This window comes from Morganella psychrotolerans, assembly GCF_965118875.1.
Lineage (GTDB): Bacteria > Pseudomonadota > Gammaproteobacteria > Enterobacterales > Enterobacteriaceae > Morganella > Morganella psychrotolerans_C.
The window spans coordinates 1-21,970 of sequence record NZ_CBCPJD010000022.1 but is presented as its reverse complement, the minus strand read 5'-3'; the positions used below and the strand labels follow the sequence as shown (position 1 = coordinate 21,970).

The 21,970-nt window shown below is 40.1% G+C and carries 17 protein-coding genes; 11 read left to right on the top strand and 6 right to left on the bottom strand.

From position 1 onward, the window contains the following. Position 1: 1 nt before the first annotated feature. From ACMHKJ_RS17590 to ACMHKJ_RS17580, 3 genes are all read right to left on the bottom strand, one after another. Positions 2-1,180 (bottom strand): OmpP1/FadL family transporter, encoded by a 1,179-nt coding sequence (locus ACMHKJ_RS17590; RefSeq protein ID WP_413495961.1) that lies wholly within the window; start codon positions 1,178-1,180, stop codon positions 2-4. A gap of 82 nt (positions 1,181-1,262) precedes the next feature. After that, on the bottom strand, positions 1,263-3,293 hold the full coding sequence (locus ACMHKJ_RS17585) for an alkyl/aryl-sulfatase (RefSeq protein ID WP_413495959.1): 2,031 nt from the start codon (positions 3,291-3,293) through the stop codon (positions 1,263-1,265). A gap of 251 nt (positions 3,294-3,544) precedes the next feature. After that, positions 3,545-6,364 (bottom strand): autotransporter outer membrane beta-barrel domain-containing protein, encoded by a 2,820-nt coding sequence (locus ACMHKJ_RS17580; RefSeq protein WP_413495957.1) that lies wholly within the window; start codon positions 6,362-6,364, stop codon positions 3,545-3,547. A gap of 425 nt (positions 6,365-6,789) precedes the next feature. Between ACMHKJ_RS17580 and ACMHKJ_RS17575 the strand changes: the two genes are divergently transcribed. The 11 genes from ACMHKJ_RS17575 to ACMHKJ_RS17525 all read left to right on the top strand — a co-directional run bounded on the left by ACMHKJ_RS17575 (position 6,790) and on the right by ACMHKJ_RS17525 (position 17,504). After that, entirely contained in the window at positions 6,790-7,683 is an 894-nt protein-coding gene (locus tag ACMHKJ_RS17575; RefSeq protein ID WP_413495956.1) for a helix-turn-helix transcriptional regulator, read from the top strand. Next, positions 7,673-8,587 carry a LysR family transcriptional regulator gene (locus ACMHKJ_RS17570; RefSeq protein WP_413495954.1) on the top strand — a complete coding sequence of 305 codons (915 nt, stop codon included), beginning with the start codon at positions 7,673-7,675 and terminating at the stop codon, positions 8,585-8,587. The genes ACMHKJ_RS17575 and ACMHKJ_RS17570 overlap by 11 nt, the downstream gene beginning before the upstream one ends. Before the next feature lie 139 nt (positions 8,588-8,726). Then, entirely contained in the window at positions 8,727-9,641 is a 915-nt protein-coding gene (locus tag ACMHKJ_RS17565; RefSeq protein WP_413495952.1) for a helix-turn-helix domain-containing protein, read from the top strand. Positions 9,642-10,686: 1,045 nt separating this feature from the next. Then, a complete protein-coding gene (locus ACMHKJ_RS17560; protein WP_150384589.1) occupies positions 10,687-10,923 on the top strand; it encodes a helix-turn-helix domain-containing protein in 237 nt (78 codons plus the stop codon). 132 nt (positions 10,924-11,055) lie between these two features. Further along, complete coding sequence (gene fimA, locus ACMHKJ_RS17555) at positions 11,056-11,601, top strand: type 1 fimbrial major subunit FimA (protein ID WP_413495950.1); 546 nt, start codon at positions 11,056-11,058, stop codon at positions 11,599-11,601. 190 nt (positions 11,602-11,791) lie between these two features. Then, positions 11,792-12,487: a fimbria/pilus periplasmic chaperone gene (locus ACMHKJ_RS17550; RefSeq protein ID WP_413495948.1), complete on the top strand. Its 696-nt coding sequence runs from the start codon at positions 11,792-11,794 to the stop codon at positions 12,485-12,487. A gap of 39 nt (positions 12,488-12,526) precedes the next feature. Further along, on the top strand, positions 12,527-15,115 hold the full coding sequence (fimD, locus tag ACMHKJ_RS17545; protein WP_413495946.1) for an outer membrane usher protein FimD: 2,589 nt from the start codon (positions 12,527-12,529) through the stop codon (positions 15,113-15,115). A 10-nt stretch (positions 15,116-15,125) separates the two neighbouring features. Continuing rightward, positions 15,126-16,124, top strand: a complete 999-nt coding sequence (locus tag ACMHKJ_RS17540; protein WP_413496057.1) for a fimbrial protein — start codon at positions 15,126-15,128, stop codon at positions 16,122-16,124. A gap of 8 nt (positions 16,125-16,132) precedes the next feature. Beyond that, the gene (sfmF, locus tag ACMHKJ_RS17535) at positions 16,133-16,666 is read left to right on the top strand and encodes a fimbria assembly protein (RefSeq protein ID WP_413495944.1); all 534 of its coding nucleotides are present in this window, start codon (positions 16,133-16,135) and stop codon (positions 16,664-16,666) included. Between the two features lie 156 nt (positions 16,667-16,822). Next, positions 16,823-17,155 carry a DUF1971 domain-containing protein gene (locus ACMHKJ_RS17530; RefSeq protein ID WP_413495943.1) on the top strand — a complete coding sequence of 111 codons (333 nt, stop codon included), beginning with the start codon at positions 16,823-16,825 and terminating at the stop codon, positions 17,153-17,155. 7 nt (positions 17,156-17,162) lie between these two features. Then, positions 17,163-17,504 carry a DUF1869 domain-containing protein gene (locus ACMHKJ_RS17525; protein WP_413496056.1) on the top strand — a complete coding sequence of 114 codons (342 nt, stop codon included), beginning with the start codon at positions 17,163-17,165 and terminating at the stop codon, positions 17,502-17,504. A 63-nt stretch (positions 17,505-17,567) separates the two neighbouring features. On the opposite strand, the gene ACMHKJ_RS17520 is transcribed toward ACMHKJ_RS17525, so the two are convergent. The 3 genes from ACMHKJ_RS17520 to ACMHKJ_RS17510 all read right to left on the bottom strand — a co-directional run bounded on the left by ACMHKJ_RS17520 (position 17,568) and on the right by ACMHKJ_RS17510 (position 21,360). Then, the gene (locus ACMHKJ_RS17520) at positions 17,568-18,500 is read right to left on the bottom strand and encodes a nucleoside recognition family protein (protein ID WP_413495941.1); all 933 of its coding nucleotides are present in this window, start codon (positions 18,498-18,500) and stop codon (positions 17,568-17,570) included. A 269-nt stretch (positions 18,501-18,769) separates the two neighbouring features. Further along, positions 18,770-20,869 (bottom strand): autotransporter domain-containing protein, encoded by a 2,100-nt coding sequence (locus ACMHKJ_RS17515; protein WP_413495939.1) that lies wholly within the window; start codon positions 20,867-20,869, stop codon positions 18,770-18,772. Positions 20,870-21,090: 221 nt separating this feature from the next. Next, the gene (locus ACMHKJ_RS17510) at positions 21,091-21,360 is read right to left on the bottom strand and encodes a helix-turn-helix domain-containing protein (protein ID WP_413495937.1); all 270 of its coding nucleotides are present in this window, start codon (positions 21,358-21,360) and stop codon (positions 21,091-21,093) included. Positions 21,361-21,970 lie beyond the last annotated feature (610 nt).

The window sequence follows — 21,970 nt, the reverse complement described above, 5'->3', positions numbered from 1 at the left end:
ATTAAAACTTATGTTTTAAGCCCAGCATCACAAAATGCAGCCTGTTATTTTCATATACGCCACTGATACCCGGCTGCTCAAATGGCATATCGCCAATCCGGACAAACGTATAGCCAAGCTCAATAGTTGTCGACGGTACTATCTGATAATCCCCGCCTAAACCAAAACGCCATGCTTTTCCCACCGGGATATTCACAGTCCGGTTGACATCATTAACAGGGCTGCTGTCATATGCGATACCTGTGCTGATTCTTAATTTATCTGAAACAGAAAATTGCGTGCCAATGCTTGCGTGCCAGGTATCCTGATACCCTAAATTTTTGGTTGTACTAAATTTCGGATGTGAAATATCCATTTCACCGAAACGTGACCATTGCTGCCAGTTAATACTGCCCAATAATACCCATTGTTCATTTAACTGATGATAACCGCTCAGTGTCAGGCTTTGCGGCATAACGATATTAATCTGACTTTCCTGAGGAATATCAGCACCGGGAAATAAATTCCCTTTCAGCCGCCATTCAGACTCAGAAACATAATTTAAGCCAATGCGCGTATTCTCATCCTTTTCATAAATAACCCCCAGTGACGCTGCATATGCCCAATCATTTGCGCTGAAATCTAACCTGGCAGCAGAAGACATGTTTGGCAAAGGTGTGCTTTTCATCTCAATTTTTCCCTGCGAGGCTATCAGACTCATACCAACAGACCACTGTGGATTTATCCGCAATGCCAGGCTTGGCGCCATCACAATACCGGTAATATTTCCATATTGAACATAACGGCTGCCTTCCCATTCCGGCTCATAATTCAGTCCCAGTCCGTGGCTGCCAAACAGACCAATACCGGCAGACCAGCGTTCATCTAACGCATGAGTGACATAAAGAGTGCCGAGCGGCGCGGTTTGCACCGGGTTTCCGCCGGAAACACCGCCATTGTCCAGCTTTATTGTCATATCACCACTGACGACCCCGGCACTTAATTGTATTTGTGTTCCGTCAAGTAAGGCCATTCCGGCAGGATTTCCGGCAATCGTTGAAGGTCCCTGCGCTTTTGCCGCAGATCCCGCGTTCGCGGATGCGCTATTATCCGGACTGGTTTCATATAATGCCAATCCTCCGGCAAGAGCCGGACAGTTAAATAACAATGTCAGCAATAACCCATTAATATATTTATTCATTTTAAGTAAACTTGAGATGTGAATAAATCAGGCTCCGGAGAGCCTGATAGATTTAAAAACTAAGAAATTTAAAAACTAAGAATTAACGGTTAACCGGGGATTTTTTATCAAGGCTGAAACCGTGACTGTAACTACTGTGGTCATTTGGTGTCACGATATTAAACCAGAACGGGAAATCATCGAGATAAGTATTGAGTTTTGCCAGTTGCGCTTTATCACCTGTAATAGTCAGGCGACCCTGCTTTTGCAATGTCTCCGGATCTTCTTTTTGTCCCATAAAATCACGTAACGCATCACGGTTAAGAGTCAGGCTGACATCTGGTTTATCAGATAAATACCCCTGAATATGGCTCATATTGCCATTCTGAACTGTAATAAGGTATTTTTCATTACTGTCCGAAACAGTCAGGTTTGCCGTTAAGGTATAATTATCTTCAGCCACCTTGTTGCCGTCCATACGCACCGCCATATAATCCAGGAAACTGCTCACCGGCATCTCCGCCATCATATCCGGACTGCCCGCCTTGGTTGCCATACCATCAGGAACACCATTACGCAGCTCATACGCCCCCATCAGGAAGCTGTTCCGCTCACCCGCAGATTCACTCTGATAACCGAGCTGCTCCAGACAATCAGCCTGTAATAAACGGGCCTTTTCATTTTGCGGCTGCGCGAACACGGCATAATTAACCACTTCAGCGCACCAGCGATAATCGCCATTTTCTGATGCTTTTTTCCCTTCGGCGAGAACCTTGTCAATCCCGCCCATTGCCGCGACATAACGCGGCGCGGCTTCTGCCGGCGATAATGTTAATAGTTTTGCCGGGTTGAGATCCGAATATCCGAGATAACGGTTGATTACTGCTTTGGCATTACGGTGGTAGCTTCCGTGATAGCCCCGGTTATACCACTCTTTCGCAAGCACTTTCGGCACTTTAAACTCATCCTGAATCTCATCAATGGTAACGCCGTGATTCGCCAGGCGCAGTGACTCATTATGAATAAAGCCATACATATCCCGCTGCTTTTCGAGGAATGCGGTAATATTCTCATTTCCCCAACGAGGCCAGGTATGCGATGCCATGATCACGTCAGCCTGCTGACCGAACTGCATCAGTGCCTGGTTGATATATTCACTCCAGACTTTCAGGTCACGCACCGGCGCACCACGCAATGTATACGCATTATGCAGACCACCGATGGTATTTTCAGCCGCCCAGAATGTTTTAAACTGAGGCAGCCAGGTGTTCATTTCGACTGGTGCTTCCGTGCCCGGCGTGTTTTGCATCACCATTATTACGCCATCAACCGTAATTTCTTCGACCGGTTTTGATATCTCTATATTAGGTTTAATAAAGGATGTCTCACCGAGTGCAACACCTTTACCTATCGCCGCATCCACCTGACCTTTTGCATTTTTCGGCAGCATATTACCGTATTGATAGGTTGCCCGGCGCGCCATTGCATTACCGGCTAACACATTTTCACTGACCGCATGTTCAGTAAATCCCGCAGGGGCGATCACTTTCACTTTGCCGCTGTCCACATCTTCCTGGCTGATAATGCCCTTAACGCCGCCGAAGTGATCCGCATGAGTGTGGCTGTAGACAACCGCAACAATTGGTTTTTTACCCAGATGTTTACTGACCAGTTCATACGCAGCTTTAGATGTGGCCGGTACTGTCAGCGGGTCAAAAACGATCCATCCGTTATCACTTTGAATAAACGTAATATTTGCCAAATCATAGCCACGGACCTGATAAATACCGTCAGTCACTTTATAAAGACCATGATTCATATTGAGCATAGCCTGACGCTTTAAGCTCGGATGAATGGTATCAGCAGATTGTTCGGCATCAAGAAGAAATTTATAAGAGCCTAATTCCCATACCACCTTTCCATTCGCATCTTTTATTTGTAAATCTTTTTCCTGTGCAATTAATCCTTTTTTTGCTAAATCAAAATCATCAATATCTGACATTGGTAATGTTTTCAGTATCTCATCAAACATATTTTTTGTTGATGCCGAACTATCTTTGGAACTGATATCGCCAGCCTGTGCCAGCGAATATGCAGGGAGTGTTAACGCTAATACAAGAGTTAGTTTTTTCATTTAATACAAATATCCTATATTTACTATTCTGAGATATACGCACAGCCAGTCACTTATCATTACAGGTTTTATATATAAAAATGACATCTGGTATATCCGCATTTATGTTACATAATCATTAAAGAACAAGAGTTGACATTCCTTAAAAAACGTTACTGAAAATAAGATACAGATATAATCATACTGACAGGTAATTCTGTTTATAAATAAAGGTATTTGTTATTTGAATACCCTGTTATCTGTGGATGACATCAGAATGAAAAACGGTAGCCCGCATTAAACCGGTAATGCCCGTATTTATCGCTGTTCGCCTTTTCCATATCGATGTAAAAAGCCTGCTTTTCTGAAACCTGAGCGGAAACACCAATACCGGCAAGCAGCCATTTATCACCGAAGCTTTCGCTTTCAGTTGTATTATTTAAACGAAAATCAACATCGGCTTTATGTTCTTTGATATAGGAGAGCTTTGCATACATATTTAACGGCATCGGACCACTTTTCACATCATAACCCATATTTATCCCGGCACGACTTTGCAAAGACTGATAACTGTCAACCCTGACCTGTAATCCATTGGACTCATTAAAATCAGTGCCTTCCTGATAACCGTATGTCAGTTGTACCTGAGGCTCAATATAAAGACCTTCCTGCTTCTGATTAAAATGAAAACGCTGCCCTGCCTCAACAGAGGTGGCATAGTAATTTGATGATGTTTTTGCTCTGACATTGTACCCGGCGGTATCACTGACACCAAAGTCATACGTCAGATCAGAGAATTTAATTAATGAATCAATATAGAAACCGGACTGATGAACATACGTACTATACAACCCTAAATGGTAATTTTTAACTGAACCATTTCCGGTTTTATAATCCTGATCAGCGTTAACAAGGCCTGCCATCGCACCAAAATAGAGCGATCCGCCCTCAACCACCAAACGTTTATCAATACCCGCCTGTGTTCCTCCGTAGGTTGAATTAAAATCGCTCACCGCGTTACTTGTTCTGCTGTTAAATCCCCCGCCGAAACCACGAATCCAGACATCACCTTCAGATTGGCTGTCACGTAACTCCCCCATACGCTGCGACAATGTCTGCGTTTCTGCAATATTCAGCAAATAGCCGGCATTAACGGCACTTATTGGTGCTCTGCCGCCCTCACTGATAACAGGTTTATCATCGCCGCCGCCGGATTGACCACCGGGGGCATAAAGCGCCCAGTTATTACCATCTTGTTTTAATTCATAAACATACCCGCCGAGTTCCACTTTATTTTTCAGGCTGAAGCTACCATTTCCGTCAGCGGTCTCAACAACTGAGTGTTTCTCCGTCCCATTAGTGTCAGCGGAACCATTATTAAGAACATTCAGTGTGTGTGAACCATCAGTGCTGCCTGTCACTTTCAGCACATCACCGGAAACGCTTTTTGTACTGGTTGTCGAAAGATCTGTACGCAAGATAAATTCACCGCTGCCACTCAGGTCGTTAACACTTAAAACGCGGAAATCCTTACCATTCGCCGCACCCAGTGCAACGGTGGCATTGTTTGCCAGCGAAAGAGAATTGATTGCTGAGTCATCCGTCAGCTCCCAGTAAGCATCATCAACAGAAATATGGGTTGTTCCCCCGCCCGGCGCCAGCGCCCCGGGAAGTACCGCCCCTTTCCAGACAGAGCCACTTTTAAGAAAAACATTCGCCAGCGAGTTTTTATCGTGAGTCAGAACATTGCCGTTCCATACTGCATTCTGGCTGAGATTAAGGTTTAATGTCGCCTTATAACCATTTTTATCAATGGTATAAGCGTCTCCCGTCAGCCTTGCATTGTCTGACAGATTAAAAACCATGTCACTGTCCGCATTAAGGGCATCGATATAAATTGCACCTTTATCACCACTTACGTGGCTGCCGGCACCGCTGACATTCACCATTGAACCGCCGTCAAGCGATCTCAGTGCCCACTTATCAGATTTGAGAACCGTATTGTCTAATATTAATGATGAAGCATTACCTGATAAACCGGATGCACCATAAGCAAAAAGAACACCATGCTCTTTATCTGCGGTAGTGATATAGCTATTAGAGAATGTCGCCCCGGCATTATTGCCCTGAATTTGTATAGCCTGTGCATTATCTTCAGCATTTAACCGCATGCCATTCGCCACCAGGTGACTATCTGCTGTAATAAAAACAGCCACTGCTGCATTATCACCGGATACATTTAATTCTGAATTTGTCAGATCAATAGTTCCGCCATTCGTCGAATGCATGGAAATATTACCTTGCGCACCATCACTTTTTTGACTTCTATAATTAATTACAAGATTATCACCGTATATTCCACCATCACGACTTCCTGCTGTGAATATAGTTTGTCCCAGATTACTGGTAATGCTGCTGTCTTTCAGGCTGAGATTCTTATGGGCTAAAAACACCGAAGAACCTGAATCATAGTTAGCATCAGAAATAACAGTAAGCCGCTCACCGGTAAATGTGCTTTCATTTTGTGATGCCATCGAATAAACAGTATCAGAACCTGATCCTTCAATATTGATGACAGTATCTGACATCACCAAATCTGCACCATTTTTTAAAGTAAAAACCCGGCCATTTGTTGAAGTTAATTCAGAATTTTTTATATTTCCCCTCGAACCCGCATCCTGTAAATCAAGGAGATACAAACCACCGATTCTTCCGGTATAATCGCCTGTTAACTTTGCACCATCAATATTAAGGCTACTGCCGGTTTTTATTAAAATACCAGTACTCGCCTGGTTATTACCGGAAAAAATATACTCCCCTCCGGTAATATTAATACTGCCGGCATTGATTGCCGATAACCCATATCCCGCGTTTCCGATACCGGATACAGTACCGGTGACATCAGTCATATTTAACTTTCCGCCATCAACCTCAATACCACTGCTTCCTCTTATATCAATAGCGTCACCACTGACCAGATTTTTTTCCTGACCTGCGCCAATAATTATAGGAGAGGTAACAGATTCAGCAAATGCAGCTCCCGGAGTGAATAAGATTGAGTGAACAAACAGTGCTATTACTTTTTTTTTCATACGACACCAGCCCCTTATATAAAAATTAACATTTTATCATCATAATAAATATATTTTATAACATTTAACAACGCCAGACTTTAATCAATTATAATTAATTGATTTAAATAGATAATCACGTTAAAAACTCAGAGAGATAAATACAGTATTTTTTGTTTTTTCCCAGAAATAGAAAATAGTGTCAGTAATCAATTTTCATTACTATGCAACACAAGCAACAGACTAATACAGTTGATATAGCACAGTCCTAAAATTAATAACTCAAATTGTCAATAATTACGTAAATATATCTATAAATGTCACAAAATGTGTATTAGCATTAAAACCAATACAATGTAATATTGAATATGAAATCGTTCATAAATTAAAATCTCTATTTGAAATCTATACATCAGAGATAACAATTATAAGAAAGGGCTGACAAAATGAATTCTGAGATTTATCATTACTACATCATAGGGGATCTTATTAGCTGGATTGAGGATAATCTGGAGAACGAGCTTAATGCTAAATTAATTGCAAATAAATCCGGCTATAGTATCAACTACCTGCAACGGAAATTCAAAAAAATAACAGGTTACTCTATTTCAGAATATGTGCGCCGTCGCCGTATATTTCGGGCAACACTATACCTTTGTCTGACACGAAAAAGTATTGCAGAAATTTCAAAATGTTTAGGGTATAAATCATCATCAGTATTTATTCATCTTTTTAAAAAAAACTTTCACACTACTCCTTTAACGTACAGAAAAAATAAAATATTAGATCTTTTTAATGCTCTGCCACGAATTGAGTTAATGAAAGAAAGACCAAATATTGAAGTCGACAGAAATATAGAATATGAAGAAATAACTCTTTATGGAAAAATATATAATTATACAATTGCCGTTACTGATTTTGATAAACCACACTATCCCATAAGAAAAGTTTTCCGCGAACAGTTTTTTACAGAAACAGACTTCAATCCTGATCATTACTGCACCGCTGGCTGGTATTCGCCCTCATTTGATGATCAGCATATTGATGTTTCTTATTTTATTGGTACCGATGATATAACGAAGATGAATTCCTGCCAGGAACACTGTAAATATATAACTATGCAGTTTAAAAACACCAAATCATTTAAATGTACAGATAACATTATCAATCCCTATGATATCATCATTGACGTTTTGTTCAGAATATTAAAGGAGTATAATGAAGGATGGACGACTGAGTGGGATTTTGAAAAATTCGGATTGACTGATAATAACAGGGTAACATTAGAGTATATAATACCGATCAAGTATATTGATAAGCAGGTTAAAAATGAAAATTAATCATAATGTTTTTAAAATAAGTAATCTGGTCGCATTCCATTCTATTGTTAATCATGGCAGTTTTTCTATGGCAGCCAAGTTTACACACCGTTCCCAGGGACAGTTAAGCCAGATAGTCAGTGCGATAGAAGAAGCCAGTGGTACAGGGTTGTTTATACGAACAAGCTCCGGAGTCCAACTAAATGAACAAGGTCATATTTTTGCACAGGAATCCCGTAAATACCTCGAATCCTATAATATTTTCTTGAAAAATATCAGTAACTTATCTGAACCTGATAATAAATCCATTGTAATTTATGCACCACCCGGTTTTATTCATTATTTATCATCCCATATAATACAGCCATTATCAGTTAAATTCCCTTATATTTCAGTAACAATGAAAAAATGTCATCCGGGTGATATTAATAACTATGACCACCTTCTCCGTGAAGCCGATATTATTTTATCTTTTGTTCCGTCAATACACCCTATGACGGTTAATACAGAGTTAGAATTAGAAATGGGTTTCTACACCGGTATACATTATGCAGAAAATACTAAGCTGTCACATCCATTACATTTATTAAAAGAACAATGTATTGTTGTTGATAGCTATGGCTCAGAACATAATGTATGGCGATATTATGATGATGGTAAAATAAATAAATTAGATATACAACCAAAGTTTCAATGTCATGACATAATATCTGCCATTATTATGGCAACGAATAATGTAGGAATTGTCTACGTCCCTAAAATAGTGGCAGAGGAATATGTTAATGCAGGAAAACTCAGACCGCTACTTTCCTCATTTAATCTTAAAGTGCCATATTACATTATTTATAAAAAAGAAAAAAATATAAATAAAAATACAACACCCGTTCGATCCTTTATTATAAAACATGTAAAATCAATGAGCTGAAAATTGTGCGGCATTACAAAATATGCAGATATGAATACAATAACTTACATTACTTTTTAGTTCTATATGTCCGTTAATATATGATAACTCAATGTAAAATATAATTAAATCTAACATGTGACTAATTGGTAACCGACAAATGAACATAGATAACATACGCGAAGATATTATTAAAAGTTTGATATTATGGATAGAGCAAAATTTAGAATCTGATTTATCTCTGGATATCGTTTCCGGGCGTTCAGGTTACTCAAAGTGGCATCTTCAGCGTTTGTTTAAGATTCATACAGGAATTGTTCTCGGAAAATACATACGATCCCGCCGCCTGTCCTGTGCCGCCAGAGCACTGCGGATAACAAACAGCAGTATTCTTGATATCTCACTTAAATTTCGCTTTGATTCACAACAAACATTCTGCCGGGCATTTAAATCTCAATTTATGATTACACCATCAGGCTACCGGAAAAAAATTGGCTGGGACACTACCGGGTTTTGCTTCCCGCTACGCCCGGAGCGTGATATCCATATTCAATCTGATTTGATAGTACTGCCGGATTTGAAATTACTGGGCTCTGACCATTACTATCAAAAAAATACGGCAGACCCGCATACTGAAACAACCCCATTTCGTCACCGGTTCTGGCATCAATTTTTTAGCGGCATTGATGCAATTCCCTGTGACCTGTACGCAATGCATGCTCCGTCAATTTCCTCCGTCGATGACATTAATTATGTCTATACAACGGCAATTAATGAGTCATTATTATCCAAACAAGCCTCCCGCAGCTCTGCCCTCTCCGCCATTGCACTACAGGGGGGCAACTATCTCAGAATCAAAATAAACCCTGAAATACTGGCGGAAGATACGCATGACTATAATCATATAATCCATTCTGCTTATGAAAAAATATTGCCAAAATTTAAGATGTCACGCAGAAAGGGACCCGACATTGAGCACTATAAACTAACGACCCCCTATACATATAGTGACTTTATGGCTGACGGTTTACCCTGTATGAAAGAAATTAATTACTATATCCCGGTCATTTCATGACGCTGTATTTTGTTCAACTTTCAAGCTGTCCATCACCGTGATGGCATGGCTCACACCTGCGCCGTGTGAAACGATAATTAAAGATCCCCGGATTATCGCCGATATTAATACTATCCTCTGTATATAGAGACAATTTAACGCACTGATACTAATGGAACTTTACCTTACAGCCATACATTATTATTTTTTTATTAGGTAAGGTGATATTTACACCAATCTTACTCTTTATATGTGTTATTTTGCGTTAACACCTTGAATTTTAACATGCATGTATAATAGTAATAATTTGTAATATTTCAGATTATTTGTTTATTACAAAACTAACCAATTGAAATATAATAACTATTTTTATAATATCATGTAATAAATATTACATATTTATGTTAAAAATATTCTGTAAAAATGAGAATAACGACTTTATATATAAAAATACTATCATAATGCTTAAATATAATTTTTATCCATTTTTTAATTGGATTTTTATGCTGTAAAATAACATATAATCAACTTATTATACTAATAAAATGCACTTGTGTTATATGATTGTCCGTAACTCTTTAATTGACTTTATACTTAGTGTTTATGTTTAATGTTAAAATTCAAATAATTAAATTCACTTAATCTATAAAATAACGACTTCGTATAACTTGCTAAGCTTCAATGCTATTTTTATCAATTAAAAAAACATTTATTAATTAATTATTCTTTTATTTCATATAGTTATAATTTTAAAAAAAAACAATAACCCGTAAAATACATCATGTCATATTTTGTTAATTTTTAAAAAAGATTATAACGATCAAAATATCATTATCAATAGTTTTTGACTATTAATAATTGCCATTTGATCGTTATAACTAACTTTACTTAACGCATCTAAGAGCTAATACTTAATTCCGAAACGCAACTGGCTATTTCCGGAAAATATTTTATTTTTACTGATTTATTTGTCCTGATTTGTTAATCCATGCTATCTGATTATTTATTCAGGCAATCTTATTAGTCATTTTCTATAGAGAAAATTAATAAATTTTGAGTGTTGATCATGATGAATATAAATAAAATTGTTGGAAAACAAATAAGAGCAAACAGAAAAAAACAAGGATTATCCGGTTCAGAACTAGGTGATAAGTTAAGATTAAGCCAACAACAAGTCTCACGTTACGAACGTGGTGAGTGTAATATACCTCTTGATATGCTGTTTACCATATCCCTTGTTCTGGAAATACCTTTTGTGAAATTATTTGGCGATCTTAATAAAAGCCATGAATTAATGTATTGATTTTTTTATTTATAAATACACACAACACTAAAAATTGTGTCTGAAGATTAATGTCTTCAGACGTAGTGGTTTACTATTCTTCACAGATAGTAAAATTTAAAGATGGCGTTTATTTTTTAGGAATTCAGTATTATGAAATTAAATATTATTGGTGCATCTATTGTTTCAGCATTGTTATTTTCCGCAGCCGCGTCTGCTGACCCGGTTATCGTAAATGGCGGTACTGTTCATTTTAATGGTGAACTGGTTAACGCTGCGTGTGCAGTCAGCACCGATACCAGCAACCAGACTGTTGAATTAGGCCAGTACCGTACTGCTAAATTAAAAGCAGCTGGTGATATGACTACGCCGGTTCCTTTCAAAATCAAATTAGTTGACTGTGATCCTACTGTTTCAGCTACTGCGGCAATCGCTTTCTCCGGTCAGAGCCTGACAGGTGATGCAACGTTATTAGCTGTTAACTCAGGTACTAACGCACCAGCAGCACAAAACGTCGGTATTCAGATCAGCGATACCGCATCTAAAGTATTACCGCCAAGTGGTGCAGAATTCTCTACCGCTAAAACCTTACTCGAAGGAACGAATACCTTAGATTTCACTGCCCGTTATGTTGCTAAAGGCGTTACAACACCGGGCCAGGCAAATGCTGATGCAACGTTTGTTGTTAAATACGAATAAGTTAAATACGAATAACAAATTACGTTCTGTAATTAAATAATTAAAAGCTCTCTCTGTATAAAGTTAATTTTATATTAACTTTATCGACGGATCACATCTGTAAAAAGGAACAGAGAGAGTTTTATAACTGATTTATGAAATACCATACTCTATGCGTTATTTCTGACAGAAAATATCAAGAGGTATCTTCGTGATTTCTTATTTTAAAAATAGTGCATGGATATTGTTTTTTACATTAATATCAGGTTTTGCTTATTCTGCTTCAAATCAGAACACCGGAATTGCACTCGGTGCAACACGTGTTATTTATCCTCTGAATGCAAAGCAGACATCATTATCTGTAATTAACCACAGTCCGAAAGAACGTTTCCTTATTAACTCCTGGGTTGAAAACGAAAATGGGAAAGAGAAAAATTTCGTTATTACACCACCACTGTTTGTTATGGAACCAAACAGCGAGAATACCCTGCGCATTGTTAATTTGGCAGATAACCTGCCAAAAGATCGCGAATCAGTTTTCTGGTTGAATGTGAAAGCGATACCGTCTGTTGATAAAGATTCTCTTGAAGGGAAAAATGTTCTGCAACTCGCTATTTTATCGCGGATAAAATTATTTGTCAGACCGGATAATTTATCCATCCAGACTGAAGATGCCGCCGAGAAAATCAAATTCAATCAGAAAGGCGGAACCATCTATATTGATAATCCGTCCCCTTATTACACCACTCTCGTCAATATCGTTTTAGACGGACACCCTCTCGATAATGTCATGGTCGCTCCTTTTACCATACACCAGATACAAGGCAAAAGCGGGCAAAAACTGACATACCAAAGTATCAATGATTACGGCGGATTACGTAAACAGCGTGAAGTCAGTCTGAAATAAGTCGTTAGCGATTAATTTTTATTCAGGGAATACGGCGAAATGAGTAACATTAAAAAGGTCTTCACTTACACACCGGTTTATATTGCTGTGCTTGCAGCAGTGGCCTATCTTTTGCCTGCGGGAACCGCTGATGCAAAACCCTCTTTTAATGCCGCCTTTTTGTCTGATGACCTATCTGATACGGATGTATCTGATCTGTCCCGTTTTGAAACCGGCGGTTATCAGCCACCCGGAAATTATCTGGTTGAAGTATCGGTTAATGGTGAATTTGTTTCATCATCAGAGATAACGTTTACCGAACATAAAAATAAAGACGGTGAGCCGGTTTTATTTCCCTGCTTTAGTGCAGACACAATTACCGGTTTCGGCGTTACTATCGCAAAACCGGAAGAATTAACCGATCAGGAAAAACAGTGCTTTCCGTTTACACAAAAAATTCCCGGATCCGAGTACCATTTTGACTTTCAAAAGCAACGCCTGACTATCAGCTTTCCGCAGGCCAGCCTGTCAGGTCAGGCGCGCGGTTATATTTCACCGGATAAATGGGAGTCCGGTATTCCGGCATTGTTTGTTAATTACTTTGCCTCAGGAAATAATAACTCGGATAACACCAGCAGTTATTACGTCAGTCTTAACTCCGGATTTAATCTCGGTGTCTGGCAGTTTCGCCAGTCAAGCGCCTGGAATTACAATAAAAATAAAAGTACCAGCAGCAGCCAGTGGCGCAGTCTGATGAATTATGTCCAGCGGCCGATAATTGCACTGAAAAGTCAGCTGGTTATCGGTGATGGCAACTCAGACGGTAATGTATTTGATTCTGCCGGCTTCCGTGGTGTACGCATGTTTTCTGTCGATAACATGTACCCGGACAGCCAGCAGGGCTATGCGCCGACGGTTCGCGGCATGGCCAAAACAGATGCAAAGGTGGTTATCCGTCAGAACGGGTATGTTATCTATCAGGTTTATGTACCGCCAGGCCCTTTTATTATCAATGATTTAAATCCTGCCACATCCAGCGGTGACTTGCAGGTTACAGTCGAAGAAAATGATGGTTCAACACAGCGCTATGTTGTGCCTTATTCAACATTACCTGTTTTACAGCGTGAAGGCCGGGTAAAATATGATGTGATGGCCGGTGAATTCCGCAGTGGTAACAGTAATCAGAATACACCGACATTTGTTCAGGCGACATTGCTTGCCGGTTTATCACGTGATGTATCTGTCTATACCGGAACACAACTTGCAGATAAATATAAAGCCATATTAGTGGGTGTCGGTCAGAATATCGGACAGTTCGGTGCATTTTCATTTGATATTACCCATGCAAACAGTGAATTGGCCGATGGATCCCGCCATAAAGGTCAGTCATTACGTTTCCTTTATGCAAAATCACTGAATACTACCGGAACGACATTCCAGTTACTGGGTTACCGTTATTCCACCAAAGGTTTTTATACTTTAAATGATGTCGCATATAAACAGATGAGCGGCTATGAATTTGCACCTGACGGCGAAGACGGCGATAACAGCAAACCTATTATTATTAATTACCATAATCTGCTTTATAACAAAAAAGGTCGCTTCCAGGTCAACCTTTCTCAGTCATTCGATAACTACGGATCACTGTATTTATCCGGTAACCAACAATCGTACTGGGATAAAAGCGGTAAAGATGAATGGTATCAGGCGGGTTATTCCAACAACTGGAATGGCATGAATTATTCAATTTCACTGAGCACCACCAAAGCGCTGGAAATTAAAGAGCGCGATAACATGATCTCAATGAATATTTCAGTTCCGTTCTCTTCATTTTCATCCGGAAATGCACGGAGCAACAGCGCCTTTAATAATGCTTATGCCACATTCTCTGCCACCAATAACTCCGGCGGACGGAAAGCGTATCGTACCGGCGTTAACGGAACACTTCTGGAAGACAGAAACCTGAGTTATACCGTTTCGCAGGGGCATATCAGCCAGCAGGGCTATAACGGCTCAGCCGGTCTGGATTATCAGGGCACATACGGCGATTTCGGGGTCAGTTATAACTACGATCCGGATCAGAACCAGCTGAACTACAGGGCTTCCGGCGCATTACTGGTGCATGAAAACGGGATCACGTTAGGGCAGTCTCTGAATGAAACCACGGTGCTGGTTAAAGCCCCCGGTGCCGCCGGCGTTGCTGTCGAGAACTATACCGGGGTGAAAACAGACTGGCGTGGTTACGCTCTTGTGCCTTATGCCTCGGCTTACCGGAACAACCGTATCGCCCTGAATCCTGACTCATTCAGTGACAATACCGAGATTAAAAACAATGTGCTGAATGTCGTGCCGGTCAGTGGTGCTGTTGTCCGCGCATCATTTGATACCAGTATCGGTATCCGCGCACTTATTACGCTGACCCATGACGGCAAACCAATCCGCTTCGGCAGTATGGTGCAGGAAACCGGCTCACAAATAAACAGTATCGTCGCTGATGACGGGCGCGTGTATCTGACCGGTCTGCCGCTGAGCGGAAAACTTCTGGTGCAATGGGGAAATACCCCGGCTGACCAATGTACTGCGGCTTATGACTTTACCCGTCAGGAATTAAACGGGCCGTTACTCCGTGCAGCGCTTGAATGTAAATAGAGAGTTAATGATGAAAAAAATATATTGGGCTCCGTTATTAATGACATTTTTACCTCTCCCGGCACTTGCGGTGGTATGCAGTAATGCCTCCGGTGGAGTCGGCGAAGTATATTATGACTTATCAAAAAGTTTTTCTTCCGCAAATAACCAGGTTGGTCAGGTCGTGCAAATGTCTAAAAACTTTGCCGAACGGGTCGACGGTATATGTCCTGTACATAAGGGAAACAGTACCACTATGCGAAGCTATGTGGCAAATACACCCGTGGTGGAAACGGAAGGAAAATATAAATATCTGAGGCTCAATGATTATCTGATTGGTGCAATGAGTATTACTGACAGTTATTCAGGGACATTTTATCCGCCGCAGGAATATGTCCAGATGGGAATGCACCCTAATGTGGTATTAGGAAAACCGTTCGGGATCCAGGACAGTAATTTCATTTTCCGCCTGAAAATCACCCGCCGGTTTATTGATCAGGTTGTCATTCCGAAAAAAACACTCTTCACTGTGTATGTCACCACAAATTATGGTGAAGCATTAAGTACGCCGGTTTATACCATCAGTTACAGTGGCAATATTAACGTTCCGCAAAATTGCAAAATTGGTGTAAACGATATTATTGTTATTGATTTTGGTAAAATTGGTTCCCAGCTTTTCAGCCAGGCCGGTGCCGGTAATAAGCCGGATGGTGTGAATAAGAAAACAGAAAATCTCGCAATCCAATGTACTAATGTCGAAGCAAAAGCCTATCTGACATTACGTATTGAAGCTGAGAAAGTTCAGGGGAAAATGATTGTCTCGGATAATCCGGATGTCGGATTTATGGTCGGTGACAGCAGCGGCAATGCATTAACACCGAATAATATCAGCAGCCTTATCCCTTTCCAACTGGATGGCACCGGTGCTTCACTTACAACTATTACAGCCTGGCCTGTCAGTGTAACAGGAAATAAGCCGAAAGAAGGTGCGTTTCAATCCCGTGGTTATTTACGCGTTGACTATCAATAGGCCGGATAATGAAAAAAATATTAAATCCGGTATTACTGTTAATCGCATCCGGATTACTTAGCCCACATTTTGCAGCCGCTTATGAACTCGGCAGAGTGAATCTTCAGTTATCCGGTGAAATTGTGGCTTATACCTGCGGTGTGGAAGTTTCTCAGGCAAATAAAAAAGTCAATCTGGGTCGCTGGCCACTGAAAAACCTGAAAGCAACGGGCGACCGAACGCAATCGATGCCATTTAGTTTTCAGCTGCAAAATTGCCCGCCTTCCTCTTCCGTGACTATTGTTTTCAGCGGAAAGAAAGATAAGCAGGATAATACATTGCTGGCACTCACAGAAGGAGCCGCTGCCGCAAAATCAGTAGCTGTTGAAATACTGGATAACCAGAAAAAACGACTGCCGCTTGATACCAAAAGCCCGAAAATTGCCATGGATATTAACGGAAACGGACAGGCTCAGTTCTATGCAAACTATATTGCCACAGGTAGTCAGCCGACACCCGGCACAGCAGATGCTGATGCGACCTTTATGATTACTTACGAGTAATTCCCCGTTACGATGTTCCCCGCCGGTCTGTTTATTCAACAACTGACGGGGATTTTGTGCTATTTTTTTAAAAGATGCATTTAAAATGCTTTTTTATATCCACTAAATTTCATAAGATAGTTCCCTAAACATGCGTTCATGTTCAGGAGAAAACAGATGGATCGCATTATTATTCCTACGCATTATATTCATATCCGCAGCACCCCTCTCTGGACTAAAGAGACAGCCCCGAAATCTATCTGGCAGAGGCACCTGGACAAAGGTACACGCCAGGGCGTTTATCCTAAGCTGTCAGTTATGCAGGGAACCATCGTTTATTATGCCTATGCCGATGAAATAAGCCGGGAGCCGACAGACACGCTGGTTATTGAGGCCGGTCAGTTCGGTGTATTTCCCCCGGAAACCTGGCACCGGATAGAAGCGATGACAGATAATACCGTATTTAATGTCGATTTTTATGTCGCACCGGAAATTCTGACCGAGGAGTAACACAATGATGAATGAAGAAAATAAAGGTTATCTGTTGGCGCTCATCAATGATGTTAATAAGGTTAAGGCGGAAAAAGTCTTTCTTAATCCGAAAAAACTGTACATTCCTGAGATAGCTAATGAAGAGATGTCTCTGTTAATCCGCGAACTGGATAATAAAGAGAGCATCAACGACAGTACATTTACTGTCACCATTACAAACCAGAACAATGGTGTTTCTGTTGATAAAGAGGTTGATTCTGTTGATGTTTTATCAGATCCTGAAATGACCGCACAGGTCATTAAAGATCTGATAAACATCATTCGTGGTTATGATATGGATGAAGAAATAAATATCTGCGGCTGGTAAACAGTAAACAAGTACAGTGAGGTGGTGCTATATCCGCCGCCACCTCCGTTATTTATACCGGCCTTAAAACAAGACGATATGTAAAACAGTGCGCAGCAGGATACCAATAAGCACTGCCGGAATAACATACCTGAATAAACGGACAAACCGGGAGCTTATCCCCAGAAAAATACCAATCCCGGGCAGGTCAAATGTCTGGATTAATAACCCCGCCGATGCATTTATCTGATTTGCCGTTACCATTCCCTGCTGAGCAAAATCCGATATTACACCAAAATATGCCGTTCCCCCGGCCACACATTTCACCAATGCAGGAAGAACAAAAATATCCGGAATATGCAACAACTGAAGTAAAGGCATCAATATATGATGAAGCCATTCAATCAGCCCGGCTGACTGCATAAGCCCCACAATGCTTAATGACAAAATAAGCATCGGGATTGCCCCGAGCGCCAGACGAATAGCATCGGCCCCTGCACTGTTTATGACAGACAGCAGCCCCTGATTATTTTGTTCAGCATCCGGAAGTGGCTCTGCACTGCTTGTTTCAAGCGCTGACAATTTTCGCCCGGTAATATACCAGGTAAATGCCGCCGCACACAAACCACCGAGTATTGAAATTGAGATTGATGCCATCCAGTGTAAACCGAACGGCATTAAAGGATAAAACACATTCCCCTGCCCCATTGCAAAACACATTGCCAGCGTCGCTGCCATATGACGATCAGAAACACCCCGTTTATCCATAATGGATAATGTTGCAAGAGGAGCCGCAAAGCTGACAAAATTTATCTGGATCAGTGCGAACGCACTCATGCCGGTCAATCCGAATGGTTTAAGTACTGGCGCCAGCCAGCGGACTATCACATCCAGAACACCTCTTACTGAGAGATACTTCATTATGATCAGCATCACGACCATAATCGGCAATAAAGTATAAAGCGCTACATCAACGGATGATTTCCCCGCTGATATGATGATACTAATAACGTCCATTTATCTGTCACTGCATATAAGTCAATTGATTGTCAGGATTATAAACCTGCCAATCTATAAGTAATTTACTTTTTTCAGGCAACTAAAATAAAGAAAATAACACTGACATATCCTGTATTTATAGATTAAAATTTTATTTGAATTGATAAAAATAAAATTATAACGCACACGAAGGTTTTGTCGGGAAGAGTCGGAGAATATCCGGCAATAAAATACATTACCGGATATTTCTCCGCAGAACATTCAACGCTCTGAGTAATTAATAAAATTTACCAGTGATAAGAGTAACTCAGACCAACCTGTACGCCGTCATTACGATAATCCGTAGTGTGGTAGCCTACATTTGCGCGCAGTGTGGAATCTGGTGTAATAGTATAATTCAGACCAACATTAACGTAGGGTTTTACACTCTGGCTTTCCCCGCGATCATAAATGTAATCTGAATCATTCACATAGCGGATAAGACCGGTGAAAGCATCCCGTTTATGATTGATCCGGATATCAGCACCAATACCACCATCAAATTCGATACTTTCATTAACGCGATGATTTATATTAACACCAAGCTGTAAATCAAGATTTTTATTTCCGGCACGACCATAAACTGCGGGAAAATTGATATTATCCGATTCAGTATAACCGGCACGGCTTACATCATGATATTTCAGTACCGCTGACGGCGTTATTTTAGTCTGTTCACTGAGTGCGATACCATAACCCGTCTGTAAGCTGATATAATAACCTTTAATATCTGAGCTACCTTTACCTTCCTCGGTATTTTTTTGAGCTTTACGGGTAATCTCCAGCCCCTGCTGTAAGAATGCAGCAGAAAGCTCAGAACTGAATCCTGTATTATCCATATTCTCCTGATAACGCAACCAGGCGCCTGCAGCAGGATGATGACTTCCACGGGTATCATAACCTTCAGCCAAATTAGTATTATTGGCAAAATTTAAAGAAGCACCCGTTGTCCAGTTTTCTGCGCGTAAACGAAATGAACCAAATAAGCCGGTCGCAACACGATTATTTTTCTGCACATTGTCGTATTGCGTAAACAGACCAACACAATAACTGTCACTGCCCATCTGACAGCGACTGTCGGCCAGGTTATATAGTGCCGTCTGATAAAGATCCAAAATCTGATCACTATTATTCACCATCTTACTGAGAGACTGACGTGTTTTATTCACGTCAACCGGATTTGAGATCTCAGGGCCAATAGGTTTCAGTGGCTCTACAGGCATCACCGGTTTTGACGGCTCAAGCGGCGTCGCCGGTATTACTGGTTCAGGCGGTATTACATGTTCCGGTGTATAATTCAGCTTCCATAGAACAGCCGTTGTTTCGTTATTATTGCCCTGGACGTAACCTGCCACCACTTTACCGTCATCAGAAATAGCTTCTGCGCTCGATTCACCCGCCAGATTATTCTCTAACGGTTTTAATTCATACATCTTCTTTTCATCTGATACATACACAAATGCGCGTGAATAATCACCTTCATTTGATGACGACCCGACAATAAACTGGCCATCCCGGGAGACTGAAGATGCCATTGAAAACCCGCTGTTATCTTTTCTTAATGTCCCCAGATCCCGTATTCCCTCGATGTCAGTATGACGGAAAGCATGCATATCACCATTTTCATTTGCAACAGACCAACCTACAGCCACAAGACCATTTGAAGAAATAGCGCTTGCACTTGACTCTCCATCATTATCTTTTATTAACGAACCTAAACTAACAACACCCGTTGAATCGGTATATTTAAATGCCTGTAAATTATTTTGTTTATTTGTCGATCTGCCAACAATAACGCTGCCATCCGTATTTACGCCATTCGCACCGGAAAACGCTGTATCACCTGAATCTAAAAGTGAAAAACCCTTCTCTTCGGAAAAACGAAATGCACGGTTGTCAGCAATACCAACCATCGTTTTACCATCACCTGAAATCGCACTTGAAGAGGTTTCACGAAATGACGGGGAATCAGACAGATATAAATTTCCTGTATCAGTATTATAAATATATGCTTTTGATACTCCGCCACTATTCATATCACGGATAGAGCCGGTGATAACTTTTCCGTCAGCAGAGATCCCGGTAATATAGGTATTTTTTCCCTCTGACTGTATTTTTGATAAATCAACAGACTGACCATTTTTTATCAGGAAAGGACGGTAGGTATCAGCCGCGATTTCATACGTACCACCGACAACACTGCCATCAGCCGAAATTGCTGTTGCCTGCCCGATTGTTTCAAGAGCAGACAGCTCATAATCTATTGCTGCAAAAGAAAATGAGGTTCCTGAAAAAAACATTAATGCTAATAAAGATTTTTTAAATACTTTCTGTTTATTCGTAGACATAAAAACTCAAATAGTGTTTAGCGATTTTAATAAAACAATCCGTATTGATTTAATATAAAAAAAACCAACAAGACGATCAGTTACTTTCTGTACATTGATTACATTGGCGATAATATAATGAGCCATTACATAATCCTATATCTATAGAGTAATTATGTTTGGTGACACATTATTATTATTTTTGATTTTTAATGAATTTAAAAACCATAGAATATGGCCAGTCAGGATTTTAGAATATCTTCATAACCACAAAGAGACATGATATCTTTTAAAAACCAATCTATATTGGTTCTTAATATGATTGATATATTTACTAAAGTAACAATATCAATACGACTAATCCCGCGCTCATAACAGGAGTACTGCTGCTGGCTGACTCCGAGAAGTGTAGCTACCTCTCTTCCTGATAAATGACGTTCTTTTCGTTTATCAAATATGCGTTTTCTTATTATTACACTTATATTATCTTTTATTTCATCGCTGCTGGTCATGCTAAATCACCCCGGAGAGGTATATTTTTAATATTACAATAGAAGAGATCATTGTTTTGCAAAAATACAATTACAGCTTAATCCATAGTGAGCAAATAACATTCACTTCAGATGAATATCAATAATATCTGACATATGATGCCCTGATGATTAGGTTACTTCCTCCGGGATATCTGTATTTATCTGATATCACTGTTTACCGGCATAATTCACCAGATAGTCAGACCATACTATCGGCAGGTGGCTTTGGTTTAAACCAGAGTCCCTAATTTATTGGATTTTTCTCACTAAGACAAACAAAAAATGTTCATGAGATGTGATTTTTGTTAAAAAAAAAATTAAAAACCAACAATGCTTTAGAATACGCGCATGATGGATATTTAACTCTAAAAAATATAAATTAGTGGAACATAAAACTAACATGACAATGATATGCACAATGTGTGACTAATAATATCATAATTGGCAGATCAATATACGAAGATGCAACCGATTGAATTTAAAATTATTTAATTACTTTAAGAGAAAAAAATAAGCAACCGCAGAGCAGCAGTACCGGATCAAAAATGGCATATCAGACAAGCCCCCACCAACACCTGTCCATAACAAT